At 74.5% G+C, this 26,932-nt stretch carries 21 protein-coding genes; 8 read left to right on the top strand and 13 right to left on the bottom strand.

All coding sequences use genetic code 11. The features are described 5' to 3' along the window. Positions 1-42: 42 nt before the first annotated feature. Entirely contained in the window at positions 43-1,158 is a 1,116-nt protein-coding gene (locus tag AB0D32_RS10505; protein WP_357087395.1) for a lytic polysaccharide monooxygenase, read from the top strand. Positions 1,159-1,963: 805 nt separating this feature from the next. On the opposite strand, the gene hemQ is transcribed toward AB0D32_RS10505, so the two are convergent. The 3 genes from hemQ to hemE are packed head-to-tail and all read right to left on the bottom strand — an operon-like array spanning position 1,964 to position 5,174. Next, entirely contained in the window at positions 1,964-2,665 is a 702-nt protein-coding gene (gene hemQ, locus AB0D32_RS10500) for a hydrogen peroxide-dependent heme synthase (protein ID WP_357087392.1), read from the bottom strand. Continuing rightward, positions 2,662-4,071: a protoporphyrinogen oxidase gene (hemG, locus tag AB0D32_RS10495; RefSeq protein ID WP_357087389.1), complete on the bottom strand. Its 1,410-nt coding sequence runs from the start codon at positions 4,069-4,071 to the stop codon at positions 2,662-2,664. The genes hemQ and hemG overlap by 4 nt, the downstream gene beginning before the upstream one ends. A gap of 5 nt (positions 4,072-4,076) precedes the next feature. Continuing rightward, entirely contained in the window at positions 4,077-5,174 is a 1,098-nt protein-coding gene (gene hemE / locus AB0D32_RS10490) for a uroporphyrinogen decarboxylase (RefSeq protein ID WP_357087386.1), read from the bottom strand. Between the two features lie 171 nt (positions 5,175-5,345). Here hemE and AB0D32_RS10485 point away from each other — a divergent pair, with 171 nt between their 5' ends. Further along, the gene (locus AB0D32_RS10485; protein WP_357087383.1) at positions 5,346-5,918 is read left to right on the top strand and encodes a DUF3000 domain-containing protein; all 573 of its coding nucleotides are present in this window, start codon (positions 5,346-5,348) and stop codon (positions 5,916-5,918) included. Between the two features lie 17 nt (positions 5,919-5,935). On the opposite strand, the gene AB0D32_RS10480 is transcribed toward AB0D32_RS10485, so the two are convergent. Further along, the gene (locus AB0D32_RS10480) at positions 5,936-6,826 is read right to left on the bottom strand and encodes a hypothetical protein (protein ID WP_357087379.1); all 891 of its coding nucleotides are present in this window, start codon (positions 6,824-6,826) and stop codon (positions 5,936-5,938) included. A gap of 79 nt (positions 6,827-6,905) precedes the next feature. Beyond that, entirely contained in the window at positions 6,906-8,153 is a 1,248-nt protein-coding gene (locus AB0D32_RS10475) for a trypsin-like peptidase domain-containing protein (protein WP_357087377.1), read from the bottom strand. Between the two features lie 208 nt (positions 8,154-8,361). Here AB0D32_RS10475 and AB0D32_RS10470 point away from each other — a divergent pair, with 208 nt between their 5' ends. The 4 genes from AB0D32_RS10470 to AB0D32_RS10455 all read left to right on the top strand — a co-directional run bounded on the left by AB0D32_RS10470 (position 8,362) and on the right by AB0D32_RS10455 (position 14,253). After that, positions 8,362-9,690, top strand: a complete 1,329-nt coding sequence (locus AB0D32_RS10470) for a ribonuclease D (protein ID WP_357087375.1) — start codon at positions 8,362-8,364, stop codon at positions 9,688-9,690. 116 nt (positions 9,691-9,806) lie between these two features. Then, the gene (locus AB0D32_RS10465) at positions 9,807-11,003 is read left to right on the top strand and encodes a thiolase family protein (protein WP_357087372.1); all 1,197 of its coding nucleotides are present in this window, start codon (positions 9,807-9,809) and stop codon (positions 11,001-11,003) included. Positions 11,004-11,058: 55 nt separating this feature from the next. Then, the gene (locus tag AB0D32_RS10460) at positions 11,059-13,128 is read left to right on the top strand and encodes a 3-hydroxyacyl-CoA dehydrogenase NAD-binding domain-containing protein (RefSeq protein WP_357087368.1); all 2,070 of its coding nucleotides are present in this window, start codon (positions 11,059-11,061) and stop codon (positions 13,126-13,128) included. A 159-nt stretch (positions 13,129-13,287) separates the two neighbouring features. Continuing rightward, positions 13,288-14,253, top strand: a complete 966-nt coding sequence (locus tag AB0D32_RS10455; RefSeq protein WP_357087366.1) for a hypothetical protein — start codon at positions 13,288-13,290, stop codon at positions 14,251-14,253. A 54-nt stretch (positions 14,254-14,307) separates the two neighbouring features. On the opposite strand, the gene AB0D32_RS10450 is transcribed toward AB0D32_RS10455, so the two are convergent. The 4 genes from AB0D32_RS10450 to AB0D32_RS10435 form a co-directional block, all read right to left on the bottom strand. After that, complete coding sequence (locus AB0D32_RS10450) at positions 14,308-14,694, bottom strand: VOC family protein (protein ID WP_357087364.1); 387 nt, start codon at positions 14,692-14,694, stop codon at positions 14,308-14,310. Next, positions 14,691-14,915 (bottom strand): hypothetical protein, encoded by a 225-nt coding sequence (locus tag AB0D32_RS10445; protein ID WP_357087361.1) that lies wholly within the window; start codon positions 14,913-14,915, stop codon positions 14,691-14,693. The genes AB0D32_RS10450 and AB0D32_RS10445 overlap by 4 nt, the downstream gene beginning before the upstream one ends. A 169-nt stretch (positions 14,916-15,084) precedes the next feature. Continuing rightward, the gene (locus AB0D32_RS10440; RefSeq protein WP_357087463.1) at positions 15,085-16,254 is read right to left on the bottom strand and encodes a HAMP domain-containing sensor histidine kinase; all 1,170 of its coding nucleotides are present in this window, start codon (positions 16,252-16,254) and stop codon (positions 15,085-15,087) included. Between the two features lie 74 nt (positions 16,255-16,328). Next, positions 16,329-16,997 (bottom strand): response regulator transcription factor, encoded by a 669-nt coding sequence (locus AB0D32_RS10435; RefSeq protein WP_357087359.1) that lies wholly within the window; start codon positions 16,995-16,997, stop codon positions 16,329-16,331. 149 nt (positions 16,998-17,146) lie between these two features. Between AB0D32_RS10435 and AB0D32_RS10430 the strand changes: the two genes are divergently transcribed. Next, positions 17,147-18,442, top strand: a complete 1,296-nt coding sequence (locus AB0D32_RS10430) for a peptidase C39 family protein (protein ID WP_357087357.1) — start codon at positions 17,147-17,149, stop codon at positions 18,440-18,442. Between the two features lie 39 nt (positions 18,443-18,481). Here the strand turns inward: AB0D32_RS10430 and AB0D32_RS10425 are convergent, their stop codons facing one another. Together AB0D32_RS10425 and AB0D32_RS10420 are read right to left on the bottom strand one after the other, a co-directional pair. Continuing rightward, entirely contained in the window at positions 18,482-19,777 is a 1,296-nt protein-coding gene (locus tag AB0D32_RS10425) for a PQQ-binding-like beta-propeller repeat protein (protein WP_357087354.1), read from the bottom strand. Positions 19,778-19,792: 15 nt separating this feature from the next. Beyond that, entirely contained in the window at positions 19,793-21,073 is a 1,281-nt protein-coding gene (locus AB0D32_RS10420) for a PQQ-binding-like beta-propeller repeat protein (protein ID WP_357087352.1), read from the bottom strand. A gap of 118 nt (positions 21,074-21,191) precedes the next feature. Between AB0D32_RS10420 and AB0D32_RS10415 the strand changes: the two genes are divergently transcribed. Further along, positions 21,192-23,030 (top strand): hypothetical protein, encoded by a 1,839-nt coding sequence (locus AB0D32_RS10415; protein WP_357087460.1) that lies wholly within the window; start codon positions 21,192-21,194, stop codon positions 23,028-23,030. 4 nt (positions 23,031-23,034) lie between these two features. Here AB0D32_RS10415 and AB0D32_RS10410 read toward each other — a convergent pair whose 3' ends face one another. Next, on the bottom strand, positions 23,035-24,825 hold the full coding sequence (locus AB0D32_RS10410; protein WP_357087349.1) for a hypothetical protein: 1,791 nt from the start codon (positions 24,823-24,825) through the stop codon (positions 23,035-23,037). Next, entirely contained in the window at positions 24,825-26,924 is a 2,100-nt protein-coding gene (locus AB0D32_RS10405; RefSeq protein ID WP_357087348.1) for a hypothetical protein, read from the bottom strand. Before AB0D32_RS10405 ends, AB0D32_RS10410 begins: the two co-directional genes overlap by 1 nt. Positions 26,925-26,932: the final 8 nt, after the last annotated feature.

Here is a 26,932-nt window from a genome sequence, read left to right as displayed (position 1 = left end):
CGGTCCGGGCGTCGTCGTCCGACCTCTCCCCCGGGGGCTCCCATGTCCACTCGTCTCCGATCATCCCGCCTGGCGTGGCTGCTCGCCGTCGCCGCGACCGCCGTGCTGCTGTTGACCACGGCCCTGGCCAACCCCGTGTCGGCGCACGGCTCCGTGGTGGACCCGGCGTCACGCAACTACGGCTGCTGGCAGCGCTGGGGCAGCGACTTCCAGAATCCCCGGATGGCCACCGAGGACCCGATGTGCTGGCAGGCCTGGCAGGCCAACCCCAACGCCATGTGGAACTGGAACGGCCTGTTCCGCGAGGGCGTCGCCGGCAACCACCAGGCCGCCGTCCCGAACGGGCAACTCTGCTCCGGCGGCCGGACCGAGGGCGGTCGCTACGACGCCCTCGACACGGTCGGCGCCTGGAAGACCACCCCGGTCTCCAGCAACTTCCGGGTCCGCCTGTACGACCAGGCCAGCCACGGCGCGGACTACATCCGGGTGTACGCGACGAAGCAGGGCTTCGACGCCCTCACCGAACCGCTGGGCTGGGACGACCTGGAACTGGTCGGCCAGATCGGCAACACCCCGGCGTCCGGGTGGAATCCGGAGCCCAACGGGGTGTCCATCGAGATCCCGGCGAACGCGCCGGGACGGACCGGGCGGCACGTCGTCTACACCATCTGGCAGGCCAGCCACCTGGACCAGTCGTACTACCTGTGCAGCGACGTCGACTTCTCCGGCGGGCCGACCAGCCCGCCGACGACGCCGCCCCCGACCACTCCGCCGCCCACCACGCCGCCACCCACCACTCCCCCACCCACCACACCGCCACCCACCACTCCCCCACCGACGACTCCCCCGCCCGCCGGGGCCTGCACGGCGACGTACCGCGTGACCGGGCAGTGGACCGGCGGGTTCCAGGGCGAGGTGCAGGTGACCGCCGGTGGCGGGGCGATCCGGGGCTGGTCCGTGACCTGGACCTACGCCGACGGTCAGCAGATCGCCTCGGCGTGGAACGCGACAGTCACCGCCAGCGGCGCCCGGGTCACGGCGAGCAACGCGGCCTACAACGGGTCGCTGGGTGCCGGGGCGAGCACCACGTTCGGCTTCGTCGGCTCGTCCAACGGCGGCAACACCACCCCGGTGCCCACCTGTACCGCGGTCGTCTGACCACTCCGGACCCCGGCCGGGGTCGCGTTCCACTCCCTCCGGAACGCGACCCCGGCCGGCACCGACGATGACGGCGACGGTGACGGTCGGTGACCACGGGTGGCGGCCGGTGGCGTCGGCTCCGGCGCGTCGGGACCGGCGCCGGGCCGAGTGGTGGTGGTGTGGTGGTGGTGCGCCAGGGCTGTTGCCGGGGGCAACCGACCACCGGCGGGCGCGAGTTCCAGGCGGAAGGCCACGACGGTGACTACGCCGAAGCGTTCGGTCATCACCCACTGCCGGGCTACCAGGGTGCTCGGGCCCTGTCGAGCTGCCCCGTCCATGAGACCGCCGTCGCAACCCACGACCGACGGGCACAGTGTTTTGCGCGGGCAACGCCCGGGCCCGGGGCCACCATGCACAGACATACCCCCGAGCGCGTCAACGCCGGCTCAACCTTCCAGGCAGAGCCGACAGAGCGGGCCCCAGAACAGGCAGAATCCCCGAAGGGGCTCCAAGCAGCACCGTCTCCGGCTGGCCCGCCACCTGTCCATCCCGACGCCGGGCGGAGTCACCCGCCCACGCGCCACACCGGCCAGGCCACCACCCGCACATACCGACCGGGGTCAAAGCCCCGACCTCGGCTCAGCGTCGGAGTGTCGGGTCTGCCTGCGCGGGCACCAACCAGGTTGGGTCACTGCCCCATCCGTAGGGGCAGCTCGACAGGGCGCATACGGCCAGGTTGTCGTGCCCGCCAGCCCCGAAACGCCGCCCGTATCCCGGACGGATCAGGCAGACAGATCAAGGCAGCCGGCAGAGCGGGGCCGCGTCAGACCAGGCAGTTGACGATGTCGGCGACGGAGCGGCGGCGGCCGGTGTAGAACGGGATCTCCTCCCGGACGTGCCGGCGGGCGCCGGAGCCCCGCAGGTCGCGCATCAGGTCGACGATCCGGTGCAGCTCGTCGGCCTCGAACGCGAGCATCCACTCGTAGTCGCCGAGCGCGAACGAGGCGACCGTGTTGGCCCGCACGTCCGGGTAGCCGCGGGCCATCTTGCCGTGCTCGGCGAGCATCTCGCGCCGCTCGGCGTCCGGCAGCAGGTACCACTCGTACGAGCGGACGAACGGGTAGACGCAGATGTACGGACGCGCCTCCTCGCCGGCGAGGAACGCCGGGATGTGGCTCTTGTTGAACTCCGCTGGCCGGTGCAGGGCCATCTGCGACCAGACCGGCGTGAGCGCCCGGCCCAGGGTGGTACGACGGAACCGCAGGTACGCGTCCTGGAGGTCGTCGCTGGTGGCGGCGTGCCACCAGATCATCAGGTCGGCGTCGGCGCGCAGCCCCGAGACGTCGTACGTGCCGCGGACGACCACGTCCTTGCCGGCCAGCTCCGCGAAGAGCGCCTCGACCTCGCCGGTGACGTTCTCGCGCAGCGACGGGAGCGGGCTGGTGGCCCGGTACACCGACCACATCGTGTAGCGGATGCTGTCGTTGAGTTCCCGAATCCGGGCCGCGTTGGTCTGCTCGGTCATGTCCCCGATCCTCCCAGTGCTGTGATGATCTCCTCGGCCGCCGTCTCGCCGGAGCGGACGCAGACCGGGATGCCGACCCCGTCGTACCCGGCGCCGGCCAGGACCAGCGTCGGGTGGCTCGCCCGCAGGGCCGCCCGCGCGGCGGCCACCCGGTCGGCGTGCCCCGGGGTGTACTGCGGCAGTGACCCGCCCCAGCGCTGCACGTGGCCGGCGACCGGGGCGGGCAGCGGCACGCCGAGCACCGCCGAGAGCTCCCGGTGCACGGTGGCGGCCAGGTCCTCGTCGGTGCGCTGCACCTGCCGTTCGTCGCCGTAGCGGCCCACGGAGGCGCGGACCAGTGCCAGCCCGTCGCCGCGGCGCAGGTGACCCCACTTGGTGGTGAAGAAGGTCGACGCCTTGATCAGCAGGCCCTCGGTGCCCGGCACCAGGAAGCCGGACAGCTCCGGCAGCTCCGGCTCGGGCAGCGCCAGGGTGACCAGCGCGACGCTGGCGTAGTCCAGCCCGCCGACGCCCTCGGCCACCTGCGGGGCCACGCCGCCGAGCAGCCGGGCCGCCGGTCGGGCCGGCACGGCGAGCACCACGGCGTCGACGTCGACCGACTCCGCGTCGCGGGTGGGACCGACGGTCAGCCGCCACCCCGCCCCGTTCGGGGCCAGTTCACGCACTGCCGCGCCCCGCCGCAGCGTCGCCCCGCTGGCCGCCGCCGCGGCCTCGACCAGGGTGCTGAGCCCGCCGGCCAGAGTGCCGAAGACCGGCGTCCCCGGCGTGCGGGGAGCCGCGGCCTGCGCGGCGCGGACCGCGCCCACCAGGGTGTGCTCCACCCGGGCGGCCCGGGCCAGCGCGGGCATGGTGGTCGTCAGGGAGAGGTCGTCGGCCCGGCCGGCGTAGACGCCGCCGAGCATCGGGTCGACCAGCCGGTCGACCACCTCGTCGCCGAACCGGGCCCGGACCAGCGCGCCGACGGAGACGTCCTCGTCCGCGCCGAGCAGCGGGCGCCCGGCGTCGACGTCGGCGTCCGCCGCCGGACGCGCGACCGTGGCCACCCGCTCCAGATCCCCGGGTACGCCGACCAGCGTGCCGCCCGGGATCGGGCGCAGCCCGCCGTCGACCACGAGCGCGGCCTGCCCGACGGTGGGGTGCACGATCCGCTCACCCAGGCCGAGCCGGCGGACCAGGGCCACGGCGGCGGACTCGCCCCCGGCCGGGTCGCGCATCAGGAACGACTCGGCGCCGAACTCCACCGGTGAGCCGGCCAGCTCGCCGGTGCGCAGCTTGCCGCCGAGCGCGCCGGACTGCTCGTACACGGTGATCTCGGTGCCGGCGGGGGCACGGTCACGCAACCGGACCGCGGCGGCCAGCCCGGCGATCCCGCCGCCGACCACCGCCACCCGCCACGGCGCCCGCATGCCGCTCAGCCCCGGTCGGCCGGCTGGGCGGACAGCTCGTGCACCAGGGCGACCACGCGGGTCAGCATGTCCGGGTCGGTCTCCGGCAGCACACCGTGCCCGAGGTTGAACACGTGCCCGGGGGCGGCCCGGCCCTGCTCCAGGATCCGCCGCACCTCGCCCTCGATCACCGGCCACGGCGCGAACAGCACACACGGGTCGAGGTTGCCCTGCACCGCCCGGTCCGGCCCGATCCGCCGGGTCGCCGCGTCCAGCGGCGTACGCCAGTCGACGCCGACCACGTCGGCGCCGGCCTCGCCCATCGCGCCGAGCAGCTCGCCGGTGCCCACCCCGAAGTGGATCCGGGGGACACCCGCGTCGGCCAGCGCGGCCAGCACGCCCGCCGAGTGCGGCAGCACGAAGCGGCGGTAGTCGGCCTCCGACAGGGCGCCGGCCCACGAGTCGAAGAGCTGCACGGCGGAGACCCCGGCCGCCACCTGGATGCGCAGGAATTCCAGCGTCACCTCGGCCAGCCGGGCGCACAGCGCGTGCCACAGCTCCGGCTGGCCGTACATCAGCGCCTTGGTCTTCGCGTGGGTACGCGACGGCCCGCCCTCGACCAGGTAGCTGGCCAGGGTGAACGGCGCGCCGGCGAACCCGATCAGCGGGGTGTCGCCCAGCTCGGCCACGAGCATCCGGACCGCCTCGTCCACGTACGAGACGTCGTCGAGGGTGATCGGCCGGATCCGCTCCACGTCGGACAGGGTGCGTACGGGCTCGGCGACCACCGGGCCGGTGCCGGGCACGATGTCCAGGTCGACCCCGGCGGCGGCGACCGGCACGACGATGTCGCTGAACAGGATCGCGGCGTCCACCCCGTGCCGGCGTACCGGCTGGAGGGTGATCTCGGTGACCAGGTCGGGACGGCGGCAGGATTCCAGCATCGCCACGTTGGCCCTGATCGCGCGGTACTCCGGCAGCGAGCGGCCGGCCTGGCGCATGAACCAGACGGGGGTGTGCGGGCCGGGCTGACGCCGGCAGGCCCGGACGAAGGGCGAGCCGGCCGGTCCGCCGGGGCGGGGGTCTTCGTCTCGGGCGTCGGCGCCCGTCGTCGTGGTGGTCATCGCGGCCATCGTGCCACGCGGGGCGCGGGCGGCAGCAGGCAGCGCCGCCTTTTGTGACCCCCGTCAGTCCCCCGGGGAGGGGACCTGTCCGGGGCGGCGGCGCCGCCGTGGGGTGGGCGGTGTCGGCGCGCCTCTCGGGCGGGCGGGCGGCCGGCGGCATAGGCTGCCGGCATGGCCCCCCCGATCGCGCTCCCGGAGACCTTCGCCCGCGCGGTCGCCGGGCTGCGGTCCGCGGCACCCCGGTCGGAGATCGTGCTGGAGGAGGTCGGCGCCCCGCAGCGACTCGCCCCGTACGCCTTCGCGCTCTCCGCCACCGTCCTGCGCGACGGCGACGAGGTGGCCGGGGGGCGGCTGATCCTGCTGCACGATCCGGCCGGCCACGAGGCGTGGCAGGGCACCCTGCGGCTGGTCACCTACGTGACGGCGGAGCTGGAGGTCGACCTGGCCGCCGACCCGCTGCTGCCGGGGGTGGGCTGGACGTGGCTGACCGACGCGCTGGAGGCGCAGGAGGCGGGCCACCGGGCGATCGGCGGCACGGTCACCCAGACCATGTCGACCCGCTTCGGTGACCTGGCCGGGCCACCGGCGGCCGGTGACATCGAGATCCGCGCCTCCTGGACGCCGGTGGACGACGACCTGGGCCCGCACCTGCTGGCCTGGTGCGCGCTGCTGGCCTCGACCGCCGGGCTTCCCCCGCCCGGGGTGACCGCGCTGCCGGAGCGTCGCCCCGCCGGCGCGGCCTGACCCCGCGACGGGTCACCTCACAGATACTTCTCGGCCTCGTTGCAGACCTTGTCCATGCCCTGGATGGCCTTTTCGTAGGCCGCCTTGTTGTTGTTCGCCGCCGCGGCGAGCGCGGTGGTGAGCTTGTCGAGGCAGTTGGCGATTACCTTCTTCTGCCGGGCCTGCTCGTCCCGGTCGTTGCGGGTGCCGGTGAGGTCCTGCTCGGTGTCGCCGAGCTTGTCCCGGACACCCTGGAGGTCGGCCTTGAGCTTCTCGATCTCCTTGCCGTTCGCCGCGATGGTGCCGTCGCGCTGGCTGACCTCGCTGGCCATCTTCTTCTCGGTCCGGCCCAGCTCGTTGTTGGTCGTCACGTACAGGCCGGTCATCACCCCGCCGAGCACGAAGAGCAGCCCGGCCACCAGGGCCAGGACCAGCGCCTTGTGGCTCTTGCCGGCGCCGCCCGGCGCGGGGGCGCCGAAGGGCGGGGCGGAGCCGGGCGGGGCGGACATCGGCTGCCCGTACGCCGACCCTGACGCCGGGGGCACGGACATCGGCTGCCCGAAGGCCGGCCCGCCGGAGGCCTGGCCGGCGTGCGGCGCGGCGGCGGGCGACGCGCTGCCCGGGGCGTAACCGGACGACGCGCCACCGGGGGCGTAGCCGGGCGACGCGGGCGGGGCGGACTGCGGGTAACCGGCGGGTCCGGCAGGCGGGGTGGACTGCGGGTAACCGGCGGGCGGGGCCGGGTTGTACTGCTGCGGCGCCGACGGGGCCGGGGCGGCGTACTGCTGGCCGGCGTCCGGCTGTTCGGGCGAGTACTGGCGGGGGCTGCCGTAGGTGGTGCCGTACGGGGTGCCGCCCGACGGCGGCTGACCGGGCGCGGACGGCGGGTACGGCGGATAGCCCTCCGGCCCGGTCGGTGGCTGGGACATCTCGTTCTTCCTCCACGTGTGCTGGTCCGGGCGGGATGAGCGCCGGGCCGAGGGGGGGTGGGTTTGGGCGCTGACGGGGTCAGCAGATCTTGAAACCGTCGCAGGCGACCTTGATCGGTACGGCGAGACCGATCCCCTCGGCGTTACGTGCCTTGGCGGTCGCGATGCCGACGACCTGCTTGCTGCCGTTGACCACCGGGCCGCCCGAGTTGCCGGGGTTGATCGGGGCGTCGAACTGGATGACCGGGCCCTCGCCGCCACCGGCCTGGCGGAAGGCGCTCACCACGCCGGTGGTGACACTGTCCTCCAGGCCGAGCGGCGCGCCCACGACCACGATCTGCTGCCCGGACTTCACCGCGGCGGGCGCGGCGATCAGGCCGGTGAACTTGCCGTTGGTGCGCAGGTGGGCGACGTCGTTCGCCTCGTCGACCCGGACGATGGTCGCCGGGAAGCGCTGGTCGGTGCGCTCCAGGAAGACCTCCCGTTCCCCGGTCTGCCAGAGCGCGTCCACCACGTGGTAGTTGGTGAACAGGTTGGTGCCCCCGCCGGCGGCCGGCTTGCCGATCGCGAACGCGGTGCCGGTGGAGTTGCCGGCCCGGACGCGGAACACGCTGGGCAGCACGGCGCTGGCGACGGCCTCCGGGTTGAACGCGGCGCCGGCCTGCTTCTCCAGCGCCCCCGCCCTGGACTCCAGGCCTTCGAGGCGGGTGCCGTCGGCCGCCTGCGCCGCCTCCAGCCTGCTGTCGGTGTCGCCCAGCCGGTCCGAGAGCCGGTTGATCTGGAATGCCTGCACGCCCGTCACCACGGTCAGCAGGCCGGCGAGCACGAGCGCGGTGACGGTGAGCCACCGCCCCTTCGCCGCCGGCGCGGTACCCGGATGGGCGGTCCCCGACGGGTACGGCTGCCCCGTCCCGGGGGCCTGGGGGTGGTTGTGGGCGGGCGGCTGACCGGTGGCGCCCAGCGGCGTCGGACCGGACGCGGCGGGCCAGCCGGGGCCCGGGGCGGCGCCGGGCGGCGTCGACGTGCCCGGGGTGGCGGACGGCGCCCCGCCATGTCCCCAGCCGCCGGCGGTGGGAGCTGCGGTCGGGGCCTGCGGGGCGCTCGGAGTGGCCGGGGCGCCCCACTGGCCCGGCTGCGCCGGCGGGGACCAGGCGGGCCGGGGGGACGGGGCGGTCGAGGGCTGACCGGGGGCGCCCGGCGGCAGGTAGGCGGGAGCGGTCGGTTCGATCCGGGGCGGCAGTGGCCCGGGACGGGCCGTACCCCGCGGGACCCCGCCGTCGCCCGGTCCTGCCGGGCCCGTGCCCGCCGACCCGTAGCCAGCAGTCATGATCGCCTTGCCTCCCCGTAGACGCCCCGCTTCGTTCCGGGACCTGATGATGCCGCACCCGCGCAACGGCCCGATGGACCGTACCTGCGCCGACGGGCTTTGTCTTCCCCGATGTCCGGCTTCGGCCGGGAGCGTCCGGCGGTCGTCCGGCCGACACACACCGGACCGGCTTCACCCACCGCGTCGCGTCGCGCACTAGGGTTGTCAGGTGACCGACGAACCACCCCTGCGCCGTCGGCCCGCCGAAAGCCGTACGGGAAACGATGCGCACCGCCCGCCGTCGGCCCGACCGGAGCCGGAGGCCGCGGGGACCGAACCGACCGCCGACGGGCCCGTTCCGCTGACCGCCCCGCGCGACGGCACGCCCCAGCCGGCGGCCGTGCCGGGCGAGTTGGACGAGGTCGTGGCCCGCTTCGCCGCAGGCACCGGCCCCGTCGCGCTGGACGCCGAACGCGCCTCGGGTTACCGCTACAGCCAGCGCGCCTATCTGGTGCAGCTGCGCCGGGCCGGTTCCGGCACGGCGCTGATCGACCCGCTGCCGCTGCCCGACCTGAGCGCCCTCGACACGGTGATCGGCGAGGCCGAGTGGGTGCTCCACGCGGCCAGCCAGGATCTGCCCTGCCTGGCCGAGCTGGGCCTGCGCCCGCGCCGGCTGTTCGACACCGAACTGGCCGCCCGGCTGGCCGGATTCGAACGGGTCGGCCTGGCCGCCCTGACCGAGCAGTTGCTCGGCTACAGCCTGGAGAAGCACCACTCGGCGGCCGACTGGTCGAGCCGCCCGCTGCCGGAGGCCTGGCTGACCTACGCCGCGCTCGACGTGGAGATGTTGATCGACCTGCGCGACGCGCTCGACGAGGAGCTGACCCGGCAGGGCAAGTCCGCGTGGGCGGCGGAGGAGTTCGCCGCGCTGGTGCGCACCGGCGCCCGGCCGCCGCGGGTCCGGGCCGAGCCGTGGCGCCGCACGTCCGGCATCCACCGGGTGCGCGGGGCGCGGGCCCAGGCCCGGGTGCGTTCCCTCTGGTACGCCCGGGACCAGATCGCGGCCCGGCGGGACGCCGCCCCGGGGCGGGTGCTGCCGGACTCGGCCATCGTCGCGGCGGCGGAGTTGGATCCGAAGGACGAGCAGACACTGCTCACCCTGCCCGGTTTCGGTGGTCGCTCGGTACGCCGGCTGGCCCGCACCTGGCTGGCCGCCCTGGACGACGCGCGGCAGCTGCCCGACGACGCGCTGCCGGTCGCCCCGACGGTCGAGGGCCCTCCCCCGCCGCACCGCTGGGCGGAGCGGGACCCGGTGGCGGCGGCCCGGCTGGCCCGGTGCCGGGAGGTGGTGGTCCGGATCGCCGGCGCGCACCAGCTGCCGCCGGAGAACCTGATCACCCCCGACTCGATCCGCCGGCTGGCCTGGGTGCCCCCGGAGGAGGTCACCGAGGTGGCCGTCGCGGACACCCTCCGGGGCTTCAACGCCCGCGAGTGGCAGATCGCCCTTCTTCTCCCCGCCCTGGCGGAGTCCCTCCAGGACCCGCCCCCGAACCCCTAGCCCGCCCCGCGCCGGGCGGGAGGGGTGTGGGGTTGGACACAGTGGGGTGGGTGCCAGGGCTGGTTACTGGCGAGTAGCATTCGGCAGAACACGCCCGTGCCGGCAAGGAGGCTCAAGTGCCCCGTGAAGTCCGGGATGTCGTCTTCGTCGACGGCGTCCGTACCCCGTTCGGCAAGGCGGGTGGCATGTACGCCAACACCCGCGCCGACGACCTGGTGATCCGCTGCATCCGCGAACTGCTGCGCCGCAACCCGCAGCTGCCGCCGGAGCGGGTCGAGGAGGTCGCCATCGCCGCCACCACCCAGATCGGCGACCAGGGCCTGACCATCGGCCGGACCGCCGCCCTGCTGGCGGGCCTGCCCAAGACCGTCCCCGGCTTCGCGATCGACCGGATGTGCGCCGGCGCCATGACCGCGGTGACCACCGTCGCCAGCGGCATCGCCATGGGTGCCTACGACATCGCCATCGCCGGCGGGGTCGAGCACATGGGTCGGCACCCGATGGGCGAGGGCGTCGACCCGAACCCGCGGATCGTCGCCGAGAAGCTGGTCGACCCGTCCGCACTGGTCATGGGCGCGACCGCGGAGAACCTGCACGACCGGGTCCCGCACATCACCAAGGAGCGCACCGACGCGTTCGCGCTCGCCTCGCAGCAGAAGACCGCCAAGGCGTACGCCAACGGCAAGCTCCAGGACGACCTGGTGTCGGTGGCGGTCCGCGACGCGGAGAACGCCTGGGGCATGGCCACGGTCGACGAGGCTCCCCGGGACACCTCCCTGGAGAAGCTCGCCACCCTGAAGACCCCGTTCCGCCCGCACGGCAAGGTCACCGCGGGCAACGCGGCCGGCCTGAACGACGGCGCCACCGCCAGCCTGCTCGCCTCCGAGGACGTCGCCCGCGAGCTGGGCCTGCCGGTCGCCATGCGGCTGGTGTCGTTCGGCTTCGTCGGCGTGGAGCCCGAGGTGATGGGTGTCGGCCCGATCCCGTCGACCGAGAAGGCGCTGCGCCTCGCCGGCCTGACCATCGACGACATCGGCCTGTTCGAGCTGAACGAGGCCTTCGCCGTGCAGGTGCTCGCCTTCCTCGACCACTTCGGCATCGCCGACGACGACCCGCGGGTCAACCCGTGGGGCGGCGCGATCGCCATCGGTCACCCGCTCGCCTCCTCGGGCGTCCGGCTGATGACCCAGCTGGCCCGGCAGTTCGCCGAGCACCCCGAGGTGCGCTACGGCCTCACCGCCATGTGCATCGGCATCGGCATGGGCGGCACCGTGATCTGGGAGAACCCGCACTGGGAGGGTGAAGACAAGTGAGCGCGAGGAACGAGCCGGGCCTGCGAGTCCCGCAGCCGCGAACGGAGGAGACGCAGTGAGCGCGCTCGCCGCACCGAACGAGGTCGTCACCAGGGCGCTGCTGCGCCAGGTGAACGTACCGGGGCTGGACCGGCCGGCCGCCCTGATCACCCTCGACAACGGCTTCGACCACACCAAGCCGAACAGCTTCGGCCCGGGCGGCCTGACCAGCCTGGACGAGGCGATCACGGCGGCCCTGGCGGCGGAGCCGGCGTTCGTCGCGGTCACCGGCAAGCCGTACGTCTTCTGCGTGGGCGCGGACCTCACCAGCCTCCCGCAGCTCGCGGACCCCGAGCAGGCCCTGGAGATCGGGCGGCTCGGCCACCGGGTCTTCGCCCGGCTCAAGGACAGCGAGGTCCCGACCTTCGCCTTCGTCAACGGCGCGGCGATGGGCGGCGGCCTGGAGCTGGCGTTGCACTGCCACTACCGGACGCTCTCCGGTGGCGCGGGGGCGCTGGCCCTGCCCGAGGTCTTCCTCGGCCTGGTGCCCGGCTGGGGCGGCACCCAGCTGCTGCCGAACCTGATCGGCATCCCGGCTGCGACCCAGGTGATCATCCAGAACCCGCTCATGCAGAACAAGATGCTCAAGCCGAAGCAGGCCGCCGAGATGGGCATCGCGGACGTGCTGCTGGAGCCGGCGGACTTCCTGGAGCGGTCCCTGGAGTGGGCCGCCGGCGTCGTCCGGGGCGAGGTCACCGTGACCCGGCCCGAGGTCGACAAGGACATGTGGGCGGGCGTGCTCTACTTCGCCCGGCAGACCCTCGACCAGCGCCTGCACGGCGCGGTCCCGTCCGCGTACCGGGCGCTGGACCTGCTGGAGACGGCGAAGGACGCCGACTTCGCCACCGGCACCGCCGCCGAGGACGAGGCCCTCGCCGACCTGGTCTTCTCCGAGGAGCTGCGCAGCGGCCTCTACGCGTTCGACCTGGTGCAGCGGCGGGCCAAGCGACCGGCCGGCGCGCCGGACAAGGGCCTGGCCCGCCCGGTCACCAAGGTGGGCATCGTCGGCGCGGGCCTGATGGCCAGCCAGCTCGCCCTGCTCTTCGCCCGCCGCCTCCAGGTGCCGGTCGTGCTGACCGACCTGGACCAGGCCCGGGTGGACAAGGGCGTGGCCTACGTGCACGCCCAGATCGAGAAGGCCGTCAGCAAGGGCCGGATGGACAAGGGCACCGCCGCCAAGCTGTACGGCCTGGTCAGCGGCTCCGTCGACAAGGGCGTCTTCGCGGACGCCGACTTCGTCATCGAGGCGGTCTTCGAGGACCTGGCCGTCAAGAAGCAGGTCTGGGCCGAGCTGGAGAAGATCGTCAAGCCGGAGGCGGTGCTGGCCACCAACACCTCCTCCCTGTCGATTACGGAGATGGCCGAGGAGCTGGAGCACCCCGAGCGGGTGGTCGGCTTCCACTTCTTCAACCCGGTCGCCGTGCTGCCGCTGCTGGAGATCGTCCGGGGTGAGCGGACGGACGACGCGACGCTCGCCACCGCGTTCGCGGTCGGCAGGCAGCTGAAGAAGTCGAGCGTCCTGGTGAAGGACGCCCCGGCGTTCGTGGTCAACCGGCTGCTCACCCGCTTCCTCGGCGCCGTCTTCGCCGCCGTGGACGCGGGCACCCCGCTGGACGTGGCGAACAGCGCGCTGGACCCGCTGGGCCTGCCGATGCGCCCGCTCGCCCTGCTCCAGCTCGTCGGGCCGGCCGTCGCCTACCACGTGGGCGGCACCCTGCACGCCGCGTTCCCGGACCGGTTCGACGTCAGCGAGAACCTCAAGCGGATCGCCGACTCCGGTCAGCCGATCGTCGTCGACGACCAGGTCAACGACGAGGTGGCCAAGCTGCTCGTGGTCGGCGACCAGCCACTCACCGCCGAGCAGGTGCGCCAGAACGCGCTCGACGCGCTGGCGCAGGAGATCCGGCTGATGCTCGACGAGGGTGTCGTCGCCGAGGCGCAGGACATCGACCTGTGCATGGTCCTCGGCGCGGGTTGGCCGTTCCACCTGGGCGGCATCACGCCGTACCTGGACCGGACCGGCACCTCCGAGCGGGTCACCGGCCAGCGGTTCCTGCCGCACGGGGTGGCGAGCCTGCCCGCCTGACCCACACCAGCCCCGCGTTCGCGGTGGTTGCCCCGTCCAGCTTGGATGGTGGTGGCCACCGCGAACGTCGTTGCGGCCGGTCCGTTCGGGATCGGGCAGCGCTACCGTGCGGTGGCTGGCTACGATCACCCGTTCGCACCCCTCGCCTGGAGCTGACCAATGTCCTCACCGCCGGTCGATCCCTGGTCCGGGCAGCCGGAGCACGAGCCGCACTACGACTTCCATCCGCCGCGACCGGAGGGCTACCCGGAACCGCCCGCCGCCGGCTGGGCGTCCCCGCCGGGCGGGCAGCCGCCGTACGACGGCGCTTGGCCCGCCGCGCCACGCCCCGCTCCCCCGCCGGCCCAGCCCTATCCCACCCAGCCGTACGGCGGATATCCCGTCACGCCGCAGGGCGGGTTCCCCACCAGTCCGTACGCCGGCTACCCGCCGCCCGCTCCCGGCGGGGAACGTCCGGCGAGGTCGCACCAGCTGGTCCTGGCCCTGGGCCTGGTCGGGCTGCTGGTGCTCTGCCTCGGCGGAGGCGGCGTCGCCTACCTCGCCTACGAGGGCGGGCAGCGCTCCGACCCGAAGGTCACCTCGACCCCGACCGTGGCGGCGTCGAAAGCCACGCCGAGCGCCGGCGCGTCGTCCGTGGCCGCCCCGTCCCCCGAGCCCAGCACCGCCCCTCAGATCCGGGTCGTCGCCCCGGAGACCCTCGCGGGTCGCGCCAAGAGCACCGAGCCGACGCTGCGGAAGGCCGCCGACGACATGGTCCGGGAGCTGCGTTCCTCGGTACGCGGCGAGACCGGTGTCGCCGGCGCCTTCTACGGCAGCGCCGACGAGCGGAACATGGTCATGGTGATCGCCGCCTCCACCTTCGTGCTCAACCCCGAACGGGAGCTCGACGACGCGATCAAGGGCATGTCGAAGGACCTCGCCGTCAAGAAGATGAGCACCATCGCCCCCGGACCGCAGGGCGGCCTGGCCAAGTGTGGCGACGGCGAGTCCGCCAGCGTGCCGCTGGGCGTCTGCGCGTGGGCCGACCACGGCAGCCTCGGGATCATCGTGATGTTCTTCTCCTCCGCGGCCGCCTCGGCGGCGGAGTTCGTCGCGATCCGCGGTGAGATCGAGCAGAAGTACTGACCCGTACGGCAGCGCGCGGGGCCCGTCCACCTCCGTGGACGGGCCCCTTGCACGTCAGCCCGCCGTGGCGGCCCGTTCGGCGGCACTGCGCAGGACGCAGAACTCGTTGCCCTCCGGGTCGGCGAGCACCACCCAGCCCGAGCCGTCGGGGCGACGCTCGTCGGCGACCTGGGTGGCCCCGATGCCCAACAGCCTCGCGACCTCCTCGTCCCGCGTCCGGTCCGTGGGCTCCAGGTCGAGGTGCAGGCGGTTCTTCACCTTCTTGCCTTCGGGCACGGCCAGGAAGAGCACCTCCGGGCCACCCGGGGGCAGCAGCATGGCCTCCGGGTCGCCGGGGAAGTCGTCCGGCTGGCGGGGGCACTCGAAGACCTGCGCCCAGAAGCCGGACAGGGCGTACGTGTCGCGGCAGTCGATGCCGATGTTGTGGATCCGTGCGCTCACGGGTGTTCCTCCTCGATGGTCGTGCCCGTCCGCTCCGCCGCGCCGCGCAGGACGCAGCACTCGTTGCCCTCCAGGTCGGCGAGCGTCACCCAGCCCGTGCCGTCGGCGCGTCGCCGGTCGGTCACCAGGGCCGCGCCGAGGCCGGGCACCGCCGACCAGAAGCCGGAGAGGCCGTGGGTGTCGTGACAGTCGAAACTGATGTTCTGAATCCGTGGATACACGGGTTCCTCCGCTGGGGATGAAGGCGCCCCGCGTGCGAAAAGGGTCAGCCGGCGAGACGGGGCGCGGAGATCACGATCGTGGACATCGACGCACCCCCCTTCGGTCATCGGGCTGACGTCATGATCCTTCCATCCGGCCAGCCTGCCCCGCAACCCAGGGACGACCCCGTCAGCGCCGGACGGCCGGTTCCCCGGCGGTGACGGCCGGGGCGGCCTCCGCCGCCGGCAGGGTCACGGTGACCTCCAGCCCGCCGCCGGGCTGGGCGATCACCTTGACGGTGCCGCCGTGCGCGTCGCAGACCGCCCGGACGATGGAGAGCCCGAGGCCCGAGCCCCGCGCCCCGGTACGCTCCCGGCCGCCGCGCCGGAACGGCTCGAACAGGCCCGGCACGTCGGCCTGGTCCACTTCGAAGCCGGTGTTGCCCACCACCAGCCAGGACCGGCACCCGTCCGAACCGGTACGCACCCAGAGCCGGCCGTGCAGGTGGTTGTAGCGGATCGCGTTCTCGATCAGGTTGCCGGCCAGCCGGTCGAGCAGCCCCGGGTCGCCGACGACGGGCGCGGACTCCAGCGAGGTCTGCACCCGCAGCTTTATCCGCTCCACCTCCCGGCGTACCGCCGACAGGGCGTTCGCGGTGCCGGCGGCGAGGTCGCACTCGGTGCGGCGGCCGAGCCGGCGGCCCGCCTGGGCCTCGCTGCGGGCGAGCACCAGCAGGGCGTCGACCAGCCCGTTGGCCCGCTCGGAGGCGTCCCGGACCACGGTGGCCATCCGGCGGTACTCGGCGGCGTCCGCCTCGTCGTCGCTGAGCGTCACGTCGATCTCGGTACGCATCACCGCGAGGGGCGTCCGCAGCTCGTGCGAGGCGTTGGCCACGAAGCGCTTCTGTGCCTCGAACGCGGCGGCGATCCGGTCCAGCATCTCGTCGAAGGTCGCCGCCAGTTCGGCCACCTCGTCGTCGGCGCCCGAGTAGCCGATCCGCTGGTCCAGGGTGGTCTCGCCGAGCCGGCGGGCGGTGGCGGTGACCTGGTGCAGCGGGCGCAGCGCCCGGCCGGCGACCGCGTACGCGCCGGCCACCCCGACGACGCTGATCGCCAGCAACGCCACCAGGCCCTTGACCAGCAACTCCCCACTGGCGGCGTCGACCAGTTGACGCTGCCACTGCGCGGCGTCCAGCGACCGGCCGTCGGCCAGCACCACCGTGGTGCCGGGCAGCAGCTCGTCGGTCGGGCGCAGCGCGTCGCGGACCAGCAGCCAGGCCAGCAGCACCAGGATCGCGCCCGCGCCGACCAGCAGGACCCCGTTGAGCAGGGTCAGCCGCAGTCGCAGCGTGGGCCGCAGCCGGCTCCGCCGGGTCGCGGCGTCGGCCTTCGCGCCCGACCGCGCGGCCTTCAGAGCAGGCTCACTCCTCGCGCTCATGCCGACGGCTCCGCCGTGCGGTAGCCCGCACCGACCACCGTCTCGATCAGCGGCGGGTCGCCGAGCTTCTTGCGCAGCGTCATGACGGTGACCCGGACGATCGTGGTGAACGGGTCGGTGTTGGCGTCCCAGACCCGTTCCAGCAGCTCCTCGCTGGAGACCACCGCGCCGCGCGCCTTGAGCAGCTCACAGAGCACGCCGAACTCCTTGTTGGTCAGGTCGACCGGCTGACCGGCCCGGGTGGCCACCCGACGGGCCGGGTCGAGGACCAGGTCGGCCAGTTCGAGCACCGGCGGCGCGGCCGGGGTGGCCCGGCGCCCGAGCGCCTGCACCCGGGCGACCAGCTCGTCGAAGGCGAACGGCTTCGGCAGGTAGTCGTCCGCGCCGAGCTGCAACCCCTCCACCCGGTCGGCGACGGTGCCGCTGGCGGTCAGCATCAGCACCCGGGTGAGGGTGCCGGAGGTGGCCAGCTCGGCGCAGATCTGGTCGCCGTGCATGCCGGGCAGGTCCCGGTCCAGGACCACCACGTCGTACCGGGTGACGAACGCCATCTCGTGGCCGCTGTCGCCGTCGTAGGCGACGTCCACCGCCATGCCCCGCTTGCGCAACCCTCGCGCGATCGCGTCGGCGAGGTTGCGCTCGTCCTCGACCACCAGTACCCGCATCCCGGCCTCCTCGCGCCCCTGACCACCCACAACCTAGTGCCGGCAGCCAAACCGGCCCGCACCCGCCGTCCCGGGTCGGCCCCGTTGCAGAAAACCTTCGTCGTACGCGATGCTTTCGGCGCAAACCTTCGCGACGGACGGGGAGACGCATGACCGACGCGGCGCCGATGATCCGGCGGGACGTCAGCTACCGGGACGTCGCCTACCGGGGCTTCCGCCTCCCCGCCGACGCCGGGCTGGGGAGCCTGTCCGGGCTGCGCGCGGGCGGGCGTGGGCTCGAACTGGCCGACCCGGCCGACCGGATCGCCCACACCGACGCCGACGGCCGCACCCGCCGGTACGCGGCCGGCAGCTGGACGTCCCCGCCCGTGCCGGTCGGCTTCGCCGTGCGCGACGTGGTGCCCTCGTGGACCGGAGACACGCCCGGCGACTGCTGGCTGCGGGTGGAGCTGCGGGGCTGGCACGACGGCGCCCCGGCCACCGGGTGGTACGTCCTCGCCGACTGGGCGGCCGACGACCACGTGTTCCGCCGGACGTCCGTGCCCGGGCAACGCGACGCCGACGCCCGGGTGGACACGGACACCCTGGTGACGACGGGTGCGACGGTCACCGGCTGGCAGGTCCGGGTGACGCTGCTGAGGCCGGAGGGCACCGACGCGACCCCGGTGCTGCGCGCGATCGGTGCGGTCGCCGCCGGCCCCCGCCCCACGGCGACCACGGCGACCGGGGCGACCGGGGCGACCGGGGCGACCAGGGCAACCGCGACGACCGGGGCAAGCGAAGCGAGCAGGGCAACCGGGACGGGCGAAGCGACCGGGGCGACGCCGGCCGGCTGGGGCACCGTGCTGGACGTACCGCGCTACTCGCAGCGGCTGCACGCCGGCGCCCACCCGCAGTGGGGCGGTGGCGGTGACTCCTGGTGCAGCCCCACCTGCACCTCCATGGTGCTGGCCTTCTGGGGCGCCGCCCCGGCACCGACCCGGTACGCCTGGGTGGCCCCGGCCGGCCCCCGCCCGGTGGTGGTGCACGCCGCGCGGCACTGCTACGACCACGCCTACGCCGGGGCCGGGAACTGGCCGTTCAACACCGCGTACGCCGGCCTGCACGGCGTGGACGCCTTCGTCACCCGGCTGCGCTCGCTGGCCGAGGCGGAGGCGTTCGTGGCCGCCGGCATCCCGCTGATCGTCTCCGCCGCGTTCACCGCCGGCCAGGTGCCCGGGCTGGACTACGACACCGCCGGACACCTGATGGTGCTGGTCGGCTTCACCGACGCCGGCGCACCGGTGCTCAACGACCCGTACGCCCCGGACGACGACGCGGTGCGCCGGACCGTCGACCGGGACCGGTTCGAGGCCGCCTGGCAGACCGGCAGCGGCGGGGTGGCGTACGTGCTCCGGCCGCCCGGCGTGCCACTTCCCCCGGCACCGGAGCAGGCCAACTGGTGATCCGGGCGGGGCCTGGGCAGCGGCCGCGCCGCACAGGGCTCAGCCCCGGAACCGCCAGACGCCGAACCCGCCCGAGTGCAGCCGGCACAGCACCGTGTCGACGCTGCCACGGCAGTCCCCGGAGGCGTCCCGCAGCACGTCGAGCACCCGGACCCGGCCGGCGGCGAGGTCCAGCTCGGCGACCACCAGCCCACCGCCGGTGGCGGCCGGGCGAACGGCGAGGAGCCGGTCGTCGCCGTGCCCCGGCATCAGCTGCCACATGCCGAGGTCGGCGATCGCCCGTCCGGTCGTCGCGTCGAGCACGCTGAACCGCTCCCCGAGGGGCCCGGGCTCGAGCGCGAGCAGCCGGTCACCCTGCGCGTGCAACCCCCCCGCCCACCGGCCCCCGGTCCAGCGGATGGCACCGGTGGCCGGGTCGACAGCGCTGAACCCGCCGGTCCGCCCGTTGGCGCAGAGCACCTCGCCGCAGTCCTCGATGTGGTCCATCAGTGGCAGGCTCGTCTCCCACCGCTGCCGGAGCCCGTCCAGCCCGTACGCGGTCAGCACTCCCGCCGCCGGTCGCAGGACCAGCAGAAGGCCATTGGCCACCATCGCGTGCCCGTACCCGGGCAGCTCGCCCAGGCGCAGGTCCGCCGCGTGCACCAGCTCGCCCGAGCGGACGTCGCGCACCTCGACCCGCCCCCGCGCGGGGGCCAGCACGATCCGGTCGATCAGCCCGTCGCGGACGCTGTACATCGCACCTTCCCGCGACGTCGGCACCGACCAGGTCGTCCGTCCGGAGGCCGGGTCCACCGACCGCAGCGTGCCCCCGTCCTCCCCGCCGCTCTGCACCAGCAGGGTCCCGGCCCGATCCCACCAGGGGAAGCCGGGCTGCCGCCAGCGCTCGCGGCCGGTAGCGGCGTCGAGCGCGAGCGTCTGACCCAGGTCCTGCTCACCGGCGACCGCGAACACCACCACGCCCGGCCAGGTCCGGGCCTGCCAGACCCGGTCGCCCACCGGAACCACGGCACGCCACGACAGGACCGGCGACCGGCCGGCGGCCGACTCCCGCAGGGGCATGGCGTAGGCGCGCACCTCGGCGGTCCCCGCGGTCTCTCCCTCCGCCGGGCCGACCACGTAGAGCCGGTCACCGTCAGGGAACGCCTCCGCCCGCACGCCGGCCGGCACGACGACCGAGATCCGTTCCGGCGTCGGCGCCGCGCCGGCCACCGTCGCCACCAGCAACGCGAGCACCAGCGCGACCCGCAGCGGCCGGCCGACGGCGCGGGGCGGGCGGGGCGGCGGCAGGTCGCGGTCCGGCTCGTCGCGCAGCTCACCGAGGTCGATCAGCGTCATGCGCGTCCCTTCCGGTCACCGGGCATCCGGCAGCTCCCAGACGCCGAGCGCGCCACCCTCCCGGCGACAGAGGACGAACGAGCGGAAGACGCCGCAGACCCCCACCACGCCGTGCAGCGCCGCCAGCACCTGCACGCCGTCCCCACGTTCGTCGATCCGGCCGACCAGGACCCGCCCGTCGCGCTGCCGACGGCTCACGAACGTCGCGTCGCTCAAGACCAATATGTCGCTGGCGACCTGCCAGCGGCCCAGGTTCCGCACCGGCTGGCCGGTCGCCGCGTCGAGTAGCACGTGCTCCCGCAGGATGCCGGAGGCGCTCCGGACGGCCAGCATCCGGTTGCCGACGGGACCCAGCAGCGGCCCGATGTCGGACCGCCACCGGGTTTCGCCAGTGACGGGGTCGAGCAGTCGGGTGGCGGGCGACCCGTCGTCCACACAGATCAAGGGACCACAGTCGGCGGCGTCCGGCTGGTCGGCCGGGCCGGGGGGCAGGCTCCACCGCCGGCGCAGGGTGGCGGTCTCGTAGGCGGTCAGCGCGCCCAGCCCGTCGGAGAGCAGCACCAGTTCCGCCGTAGCGTCCAGCACCCTGGGCCGGCCGGCCGAGGCGGGCACGGACGTCCCGCGTAGCACCGCGCCCGTGTCCGGGTCGCGCAGCTCCAACTGCCCCCCGGCCAGCACCGCCAACAGGGACACCCGTAGGTCCCGCCGCACGGCGTGCACGTCCTCCGCGGCCAGCCGCTGTGACCACCGGGCAGCGCCCCCGGCGGGGTCGAGCGAGCGCAGCACGGACACGCCCGACGCGTCGACGCCCCACACCAGCAGGTGCCCCGCCGGGGTGGTCCCGTGCAGTCGCCCCTCGACCCGCCAGCGCACCCCGCCGTCGGCGGCGGAGAGCCCGACGACCTCGCTCGGCGACTGCGCCCCGACCATCACCCCGAGCACCACCAGGTCGCCGACGCGCACAGCCTGATAGGCCCGCCCCGGGCCGGGCAGCGGCACCCGCCAAAGCGGACGGCCCGTGGGCAGCTGATAAGCGGCCAGTAGCGGCGTCGGCCCTGCGGCGGACTCCGGCCCGTCGGCCACCAGCAGCACGTCGCCGAAGGGTAGGACCTGCACGTCCGGGCCGGCCGGGACCGTGGCAACCGGCGGCTGCGTGGGCCATGGTGCGGCGGCGGTCGGCGCCACCAGGCAGAGCAGGACCACCAGGGCCGGCGCCCAGCGGCGGAGGAACCGGCGAGGTCCGGGGTCGGCTGGCGCCGGGGTGTCCCGTCGCTCGCCGAGGTCGATGACCGTCACGTGCCGTCCTCCCCGTCACACCGTGGCCTCCGGCGGACCGGCAAATCGACCGTGGGGGCACCGGCCCGGCAAAAGCGACGCGGGAACGCCTGTACGATGGCCCGTCGTGGCTGTGCCGGTGGTAGACCCCTCGCTGAACTCCGTCTCCGAGCCCATCGCGGCCGAGCCGACACGCCGGCCCCGGCGGAGGCCGTCCCGCGCCGACATGTTGGCCATCGGAGCCTATGTCCTGCTCGGCGTTTTCGTGTGCCTGAACTACTGGGTGGACGTGCAGCACCGGGTGTCGTCGCACCTGCCCACCGACCACAGCTGGTTCGAGTGGCTCTTCTCGCACGGCGCGTACTCGGTGCGGCACCTGGAGAACCCGCTGTTCACCGAGCGGCAGAACGCCCCGGACGGGGTGAACATGATGGCGAACACCTCGCTGCTCGGGGTGACGCTGCCGCTGGCGCCGCTGACCATGCTCCTCGGCCCCCAGGTCATGTACGCGCTCTACCTGGGCGGCGCGCTGGCCGCGACCGCCGGCACGTCGTACTGGATGCTGTCGCGGCACCTGGTGCGTTCGCGCGCGGCGGCCTTCGTCGGCGGCGCGTTCCTCGGCTTCGCGCCGGGCATCGTGCACCACGCCAACGGCCAGCCCAACTTCGTGTCGAACTTCCTGCTGCCCCTGATCGTGGTGCGGGTGCTCCGGCTCGGCGAGCCCGGCCGGTGGCGGCGCAACGGAATCGTGCTGGGCCTGCTGGTGGCGTACCAGATCTTCATCAACGAGGAGATGCTGCTGCTCACCGCGCTGGCCTGCCTGGTCGTCGTGGTCGCGTACGCGGTCATGCGGCCGGCGCGGACGCGGGCGGTGGCCGGCACCTTCGCCGCCGCGCTCGGTGTGGGCGGCGGGTTGGCGTTGGTGCTGACGGCCTACCCGATCTGGTTCCAGTTCAACGGCCCGCAGTCCTACCGGGGTTTGCAGGGAGGGGTCTTCCACAGCTGGGGCGAGGACCTGGCCGCGTTCGTCACCTTCGCCCGGGACACCGTGGCCGGCGACGAGGCGGTGGAGAAGACCATCGGGCTGACCGAGCAGAACACCTGGTTCGGCTGGCCGCTGGTGCTGCTGTCGGTGGTGGCGCTGGTGCTGCTGGTCCGCCGCTCGCTCACCGCCCGGATCCTCGCGGTGCTGGTGGTGGTCTTCACGGTGGCCTCGATCGGCCCGAAGGTGCGGATCAACGGGGTGGAGACGGAGACCGACGGCCCGTGGGCCTACATCTCCGACGACCTGCCGCTGGTCGAGATGATGATGCCGACCCGACTGGCCCTGGTGGTGGCGGCGGCGCTCGGCGTGCTGCTCGCCCTGGCCTGGGACGCGGTCGCCGGCGGCGGTCGCCCGCCGGTCCCCGCCCCCCGTGCCGGCGACGACACCGACGCCGCCGGGCCGCGTCGCCGCTGGCTACGGCCGGTCGGGTACGCGGCCGTGGCGCTCGCCGTGCTGCCGCTGTTCCCACGCCCGCTGCCCGCGCAGCCCGTTGACCCGCCGCCGCACTTCATCACCGCCGGCGGCTGGCGCCCGTACGTGCCGGAAGGCCGGACCCTGGTGCCGCTGCCGATCCCGAGCAACGTGCACGGCCTGCCCACGCTGCGGTGGAGCGCGCTGACGCAGCACGCCTTCCCCATTCCCGGCGGCTACTTCATCGGGCCGAACGAGCTGGGCGAGGGGGTCTTCGGGGCACCGAACCGGCCCACCAGCACGCTGGTCTACTCCACCATGGACAAGAACGCCGTGCCCGCGCTCACCGCAGAGAACCGCCGGCAGGCGGTCGAGGACCTGCGCTTCTGGCGGGCGTCCGTGGTCGTGCTCGGCGCGCATCCGCGCGAGACGGCCCTGCGCGAGCTGATGACGGCGCTGATCGGCCCGCCCCAGCGCGTCGACGACGTCTGGCTGTGGGACGTCCGGCCGCTCGTCGGCTGAGCCGTCAACCCACCAGGGGACGGACGTCCCAGACGTGGCCCCCGGCCACCTCGCGGCCGGGGCCGAGAAGCGCGTCGACCGTACGGCGCACCGGGTCGCCGTGGTGCAGTCCACCCTGGACCACCACGGCGGCGCGCCAGTGGCGCAGGTCCTCGACCGCCTGCCGGCGGTGCCGGTCGGTGACCACCGGCACCTCACCGGTCTCGGCCACCCGGCGCAGCAGTGCGGCGGTGGGACGGTCCGGGGCTCCCCAGCGGGCGGCCGGGTCGTCGGCGGCGCGGGGGCCGATGAAGTAGCCGCCCGGCGCGGGGAAGGCCAGCCCCGTGCGGGCCGACCAGAGCATCGCCGGGCTGACCCCGGCGCCGGTCACCGGCGGCACCGGGACCAGGGTCCGGCCGGGCGGCACGTGGGCCCGCCAGCCGCCCTCGGCCACGAACGCCGGCACCGGCCAGGCCGGCACGGTGCGGATCGGGGTGGGGATCAGCGGTAGCAGCGCGGCGGCCACCGCCCCGCCCCAGAGCAGCCGCACCGGCACGCCGCCCGCCCGTGCTCCCGCTGCGGCGTCGGGGCGGAGCCGGTCCAGGGAGAGCGCGAGCAGGATGCCCAGCACCGGGACGCAGACCAGCGGGAATCGCGCCGGCACCGCGTGGTCGAGCAGTGGCAGTTCGGCGACCAGCCGGTACGGCCCGGGAATGCCGGTGTGCGTGCCGCCCAGGCGGACCTGCCCGCCGAGCGAGAGCAGCGCGAAGAGCAGCCCGCAGACGGCCAGCGCGCGGACCAGCGGCCGGCGCCACTGCCAGATCACGATCACCACGGCGAGCACCAGCAGCCCTGGCCCGAAGAAGGAGTTCTCCTCGGTGGGGTTCGGCGCGAGCAGGCCGGGCAGGTGGTCGTCGCCGAGCACCGTCTGCCGGGCCGAGGCGGTGAACGACGCGGCGTCGAGCTGGTAGCCGTACGCGTGGAAGGGCATCCCCCGGTAGTGGCCCGGGCCGAAGAACTGGAACCACAGCGGGTACGCCAGCAGCGGCAGCGCGACCGCCACCCCGACCCCGAGCCGGCCGAGCAGCGCGGGCGCCAGCCGGCGGGCCGCTCCCCGGTCCGCCGCCGCGTACGCCAGGGCGAACGTCCCGGCGGCGAGGACCAGGAAGACCAGCACCTCCTCGCCGAGGAAGACCTGGTACGCCACCAGCAGCCCGAGCAGCGTCCCGTGCCGCCGCACCCGGCGCGGGTCCGGGTGGAACACCAGCGCCAGGATCACCGGCACCAGGAACTGCGCCGCCATGTGCAGGTGCGCCCCGGCCTGCGCGACCATGCCGGGGGCGAAGCCGCAGAACAGCCCTCCGACGGCCGCCGCCGCCCGGGAGTCGACCAGCCGGCGGCGCAGCAGCACGTACCAGGCGGTCGCGGTGCCGGCGAGGCAGCAGACCACGGCCACCAGGAACGCGACCTGCGAGCCGAAGAGCAGGGTGACCGGCGTCAGCGGCACGCCCAGGCCCAGCACCGAGGTGTTGGCCATCAGGTTCACCCCGTCCGGGGCGTTCAGCCCGGTGCTGTACAGCGGGTTCTCCAGGCCTGTCACCGCCCTGGCCGCGTGGGCCAGCATCCACTCGAAGAGGATCTGGTCCCCCGCCTGGTGGAACAGCCGCCCCGGGCGTCCCCACTGGCCGACGGTCAGCAGCACCGCCAGGGCGAGGTAGCCGGCGACCACCAGCGCGTCGGGGGCGCGTACCGGCAGCCGGCGGGACCGGCGGGCGGGCGCCGGCCCGGCGGTGTCGGTCGCCGCCGGGGCGGCCATCAGGTCGACTGGTGGGTCAACGCCCGGACGTCCCAGACCCAGACGTCCAGTTCCCGGCGGCCCGGACCGACCACTTGCTCGACGGTACGCCGCAGCTGCTCGGAGTGGTGCTGGCCGACCGGGAGCACCAGGATCGCCGCCCGCCAGTGTCGCAGCTCGTCCAGTGCGCGACGGCGCTGCCGGTCGTCCAGCTTCGGGATGCGACCGGTCGAGGCGACCTCCTCCAGCAGCTGCCCGACGCCGCTGGGCCGGCCGCCGAAGCGGCCCGGGTCGCCGGTGTTGCCGTTGCGCGGCGCCAGGAAGTAGCCGCCGGGGATCTTGAAGTCGAGGTTGGTGGACGCGGCCCAGCGCATCCCGTGGGTGTGGCCCATGTTCGGCACCGGGATCGGCACCAGGGTCTGGTCCGGCCCGACGTATCCGCGCCACCGGTCGGCGGTGATGAACTCCGGCACCGCCGGGCGGGAGGTCACCTTCAGCGGCATCGGCGCGATCGGCAGCAACGCGAGGACGAGTCCGGCCACGGTGAGCGTACGCAGCGTCCGCGGCTGCACCGGCAGCGTCCGCGAACGCTCGACGGCGAGTGCCAGCAGGATGCCGATCACCACGCTGGTGATCAGGCCGAACCGGGTGGGCACCACCGCGTCGAGCAGCGGCAGCCGGACCAGCCACTCCCAGGGCCCGGTGATCAGCTCGCGGTCCCACCAGGACACCCGCTCGCCGAGGGAGAGCACGGCGAAGAACATCCCGGTCGCGGCGAGCGCCCGCACGAGCACCTCCCGCCGCAGCCAGGCCACGATGCCGACGGCGATCAGGGAGAGGCTCCAGCCGAAGAAGGCGTTCTCCTCCGAGTAGTTCGGGGCGAGGTTGACGTTCGCGCGTTCGGCGCCGCCGATCGTCGGCGAGCCGGGCGCGAAGAAGGCCGCGATGTCGTTGCCGTAGTCGCGGACCGCGTCGCTGAGGCCGTGGTACGCCATCGGCCCGGCGAACTGGATGTAGAGCGGGTACGCCAGCAGCGCACCGGCGAGCACGGCGCAGGTCGCGAGGGCCTTGGCCAGCGGTCGCCAGGCCGCCGACCAGAGCTGGGGCCGCTGGGCGAGCACGGCGAGCAGGAACACCCCGCAGGCGAGCGCGGTGAAGAGCAGGATCTCCTCGTTGATGAACGCCTGGGCGGTGACCATCAGGGCGAGCAGCACGCCGTCGCGCCACGGTCGCCGGGACCGGGTGATGACGAGCACCCGCCAGACGATGAACGGCAGCAGGAACTGCGAGATGATGTTGGGGTGCCAGTTGGCGTGCGACAGCATCGCCGGCGAGAACCCGCAGAACCAGCCGCCGACGGCCGCCGCCAGCGGGCTGCGCACGACGTGCCGCGAGAGCACGAAGTACCAGGCCGAGGCGGTGCCGGCGAGCGCGAGCGTGACCAGCACCACGAAGGTCACGGCCGGGCCGAAGAGCAGCGTCACCGGCACCATCGGGATGCCCAGGGCGAGGATGGCCGTGTTGGCCATCAGGTTGACCCCGTCGGGATAGTTGAACTGCTCGGTGAAGAACGGGAACTCGCCGTGCAGCACCACACGTACCGAGTGGGCGAGGAAGAACTGCACCTGGGCCGGGTCGCTGCTGTAGAGCGAGGCCACCCGGCCGGCCGGGTCCACCCAGATCTGGCTGGTCACCCACACCGCGGCGAGCAGGAAGAAGCCGAAGACCGTGAGGTCCTGCCGCCGCCGGCCCCACCGCCGCGGCCGGGCCGCGCCGTCCGCCCCGCCGGCCTCCCCGGAAGCAGCGGCACCGGCCGCCCCGGTGGAGGCGGCGGCTCTGGGAGGAGCGGCGTCGGCCTTCCCGGCGGGGGCGGCGGCTTCGGGATCAGCGGCGACGGCCGACGCGGTGGCCTTCCCGGCGGGGGCGGCGGCTTCGGCGGGGGCGGCGCCGGCCGACGCGGTGGCGACGGTCGCGCCGGGGGCGTCAGCGCCGTCGGCGGAGGCGCCCCCGTTCGGCGTACGGCCACCTGCGTCCACGGGCGGCGCCACGGGTTCGGACGCGGGGGCCGCGGCGGCGTCGGATTCCGACCAGGATTCGGCGCGGGTCTCGGCAGGCGTCACAGTCGGCG

It is taken from the genome of Micromonospora sp. NPDC048170, assembly GCF_040652795.1.
Taxonomy (GTDB): Bacteria; Actinomycetota; Actinomycetes; order Mycobacteriales; family Micromonosporaceae; genus Micromonospora.
Note: the sequence above shows the minus strand (reverse complement) of the source record. Positions and strands in the feature narration are given on the sequence as shown.

Coding starts and splice junctions, on each gene's coding strand:
- AB0D32_RS10505 (WP_357087395.1), top strand. CDS start 43: ATGTCCACTCGTCTCCGATCATCCCGCCTGGCGTGGCTGCTCGCCGTC.
- hemQ (WP_357087392.1), bottom strand. CDS start 2,665: ATGACCGAGCAGACCAACGCGGCCCGGATTCGGGAACTCAACGACAGC.
- hemG (WP_357087389.1), bottom strand. CDS start 4,071: ATGCGGGCGCCGTGGCGGGTGGCGGTGGTCGGCGGCGGGATCGCCGGG.
- hemE (WP_357087386.1), bottom strand. CDS start 5,174: ATGACCACCACGACGACGGGCGCCGACGCCCGAGACGAAGACCCCCGC.
- AB0D32_RS10485 (WP_357087383.1), top strand. CDS start 5,346: ATGGCCCCCCCGATCGCGCTCCCGGAGACCTTCGCCCGCGCGGTCGCC.
- AB0D32_RS10480 (WP_357087379.1), bottom strand. CDS start 6,826: ATGTCCCAGCCACCGACCGGGCCGGAGGGCTATCCGCCGTACCCGCCG.
- AB0D32_RS10475 (WP_357087377.1), bottom strand. CDS start 8,153: ATGACTGCTGGCTACGGGTCGGCGGGCACGGGCCCGGCAGGACCGGGC.
- AB0D32_RS10455 (WP_357087366.1), top strand. CDS start 13,288: ATGTCCTCACCGCCGGTCGATCCCTGGTCCGGGCAGCCGGAGCACGAG.
- AB0D32_RS10435 (WP_357087359.1), bottom strand. CDS start 16,997: ATGCGGGTACTGGTGGTCGAGGACGAGCGCAACCTCGCCGACGCGATC.
- AB0D32_RS10430 (WP_357087357.1), top strand. CDS start 17,147: ATGACCGACGCGGCGCCGATGATCCGGCGGGACGTCAGCTACCGGGAC.
- AB0D32_RS10425 (WP_357087354.1), bottom strand. CDS start 19,777: ATGACGCTGATCGACCTCGGTGAGCTGCGCGACGAGCCGGACCGCGAC.
- AB0D32_RS10410 (WP_357087349.1), bottom strand. CDS start 24,825: ATGGCCGCCCCGGCGGCGACCGACACCGCCGGGCCGGCGCCCGCCCGC.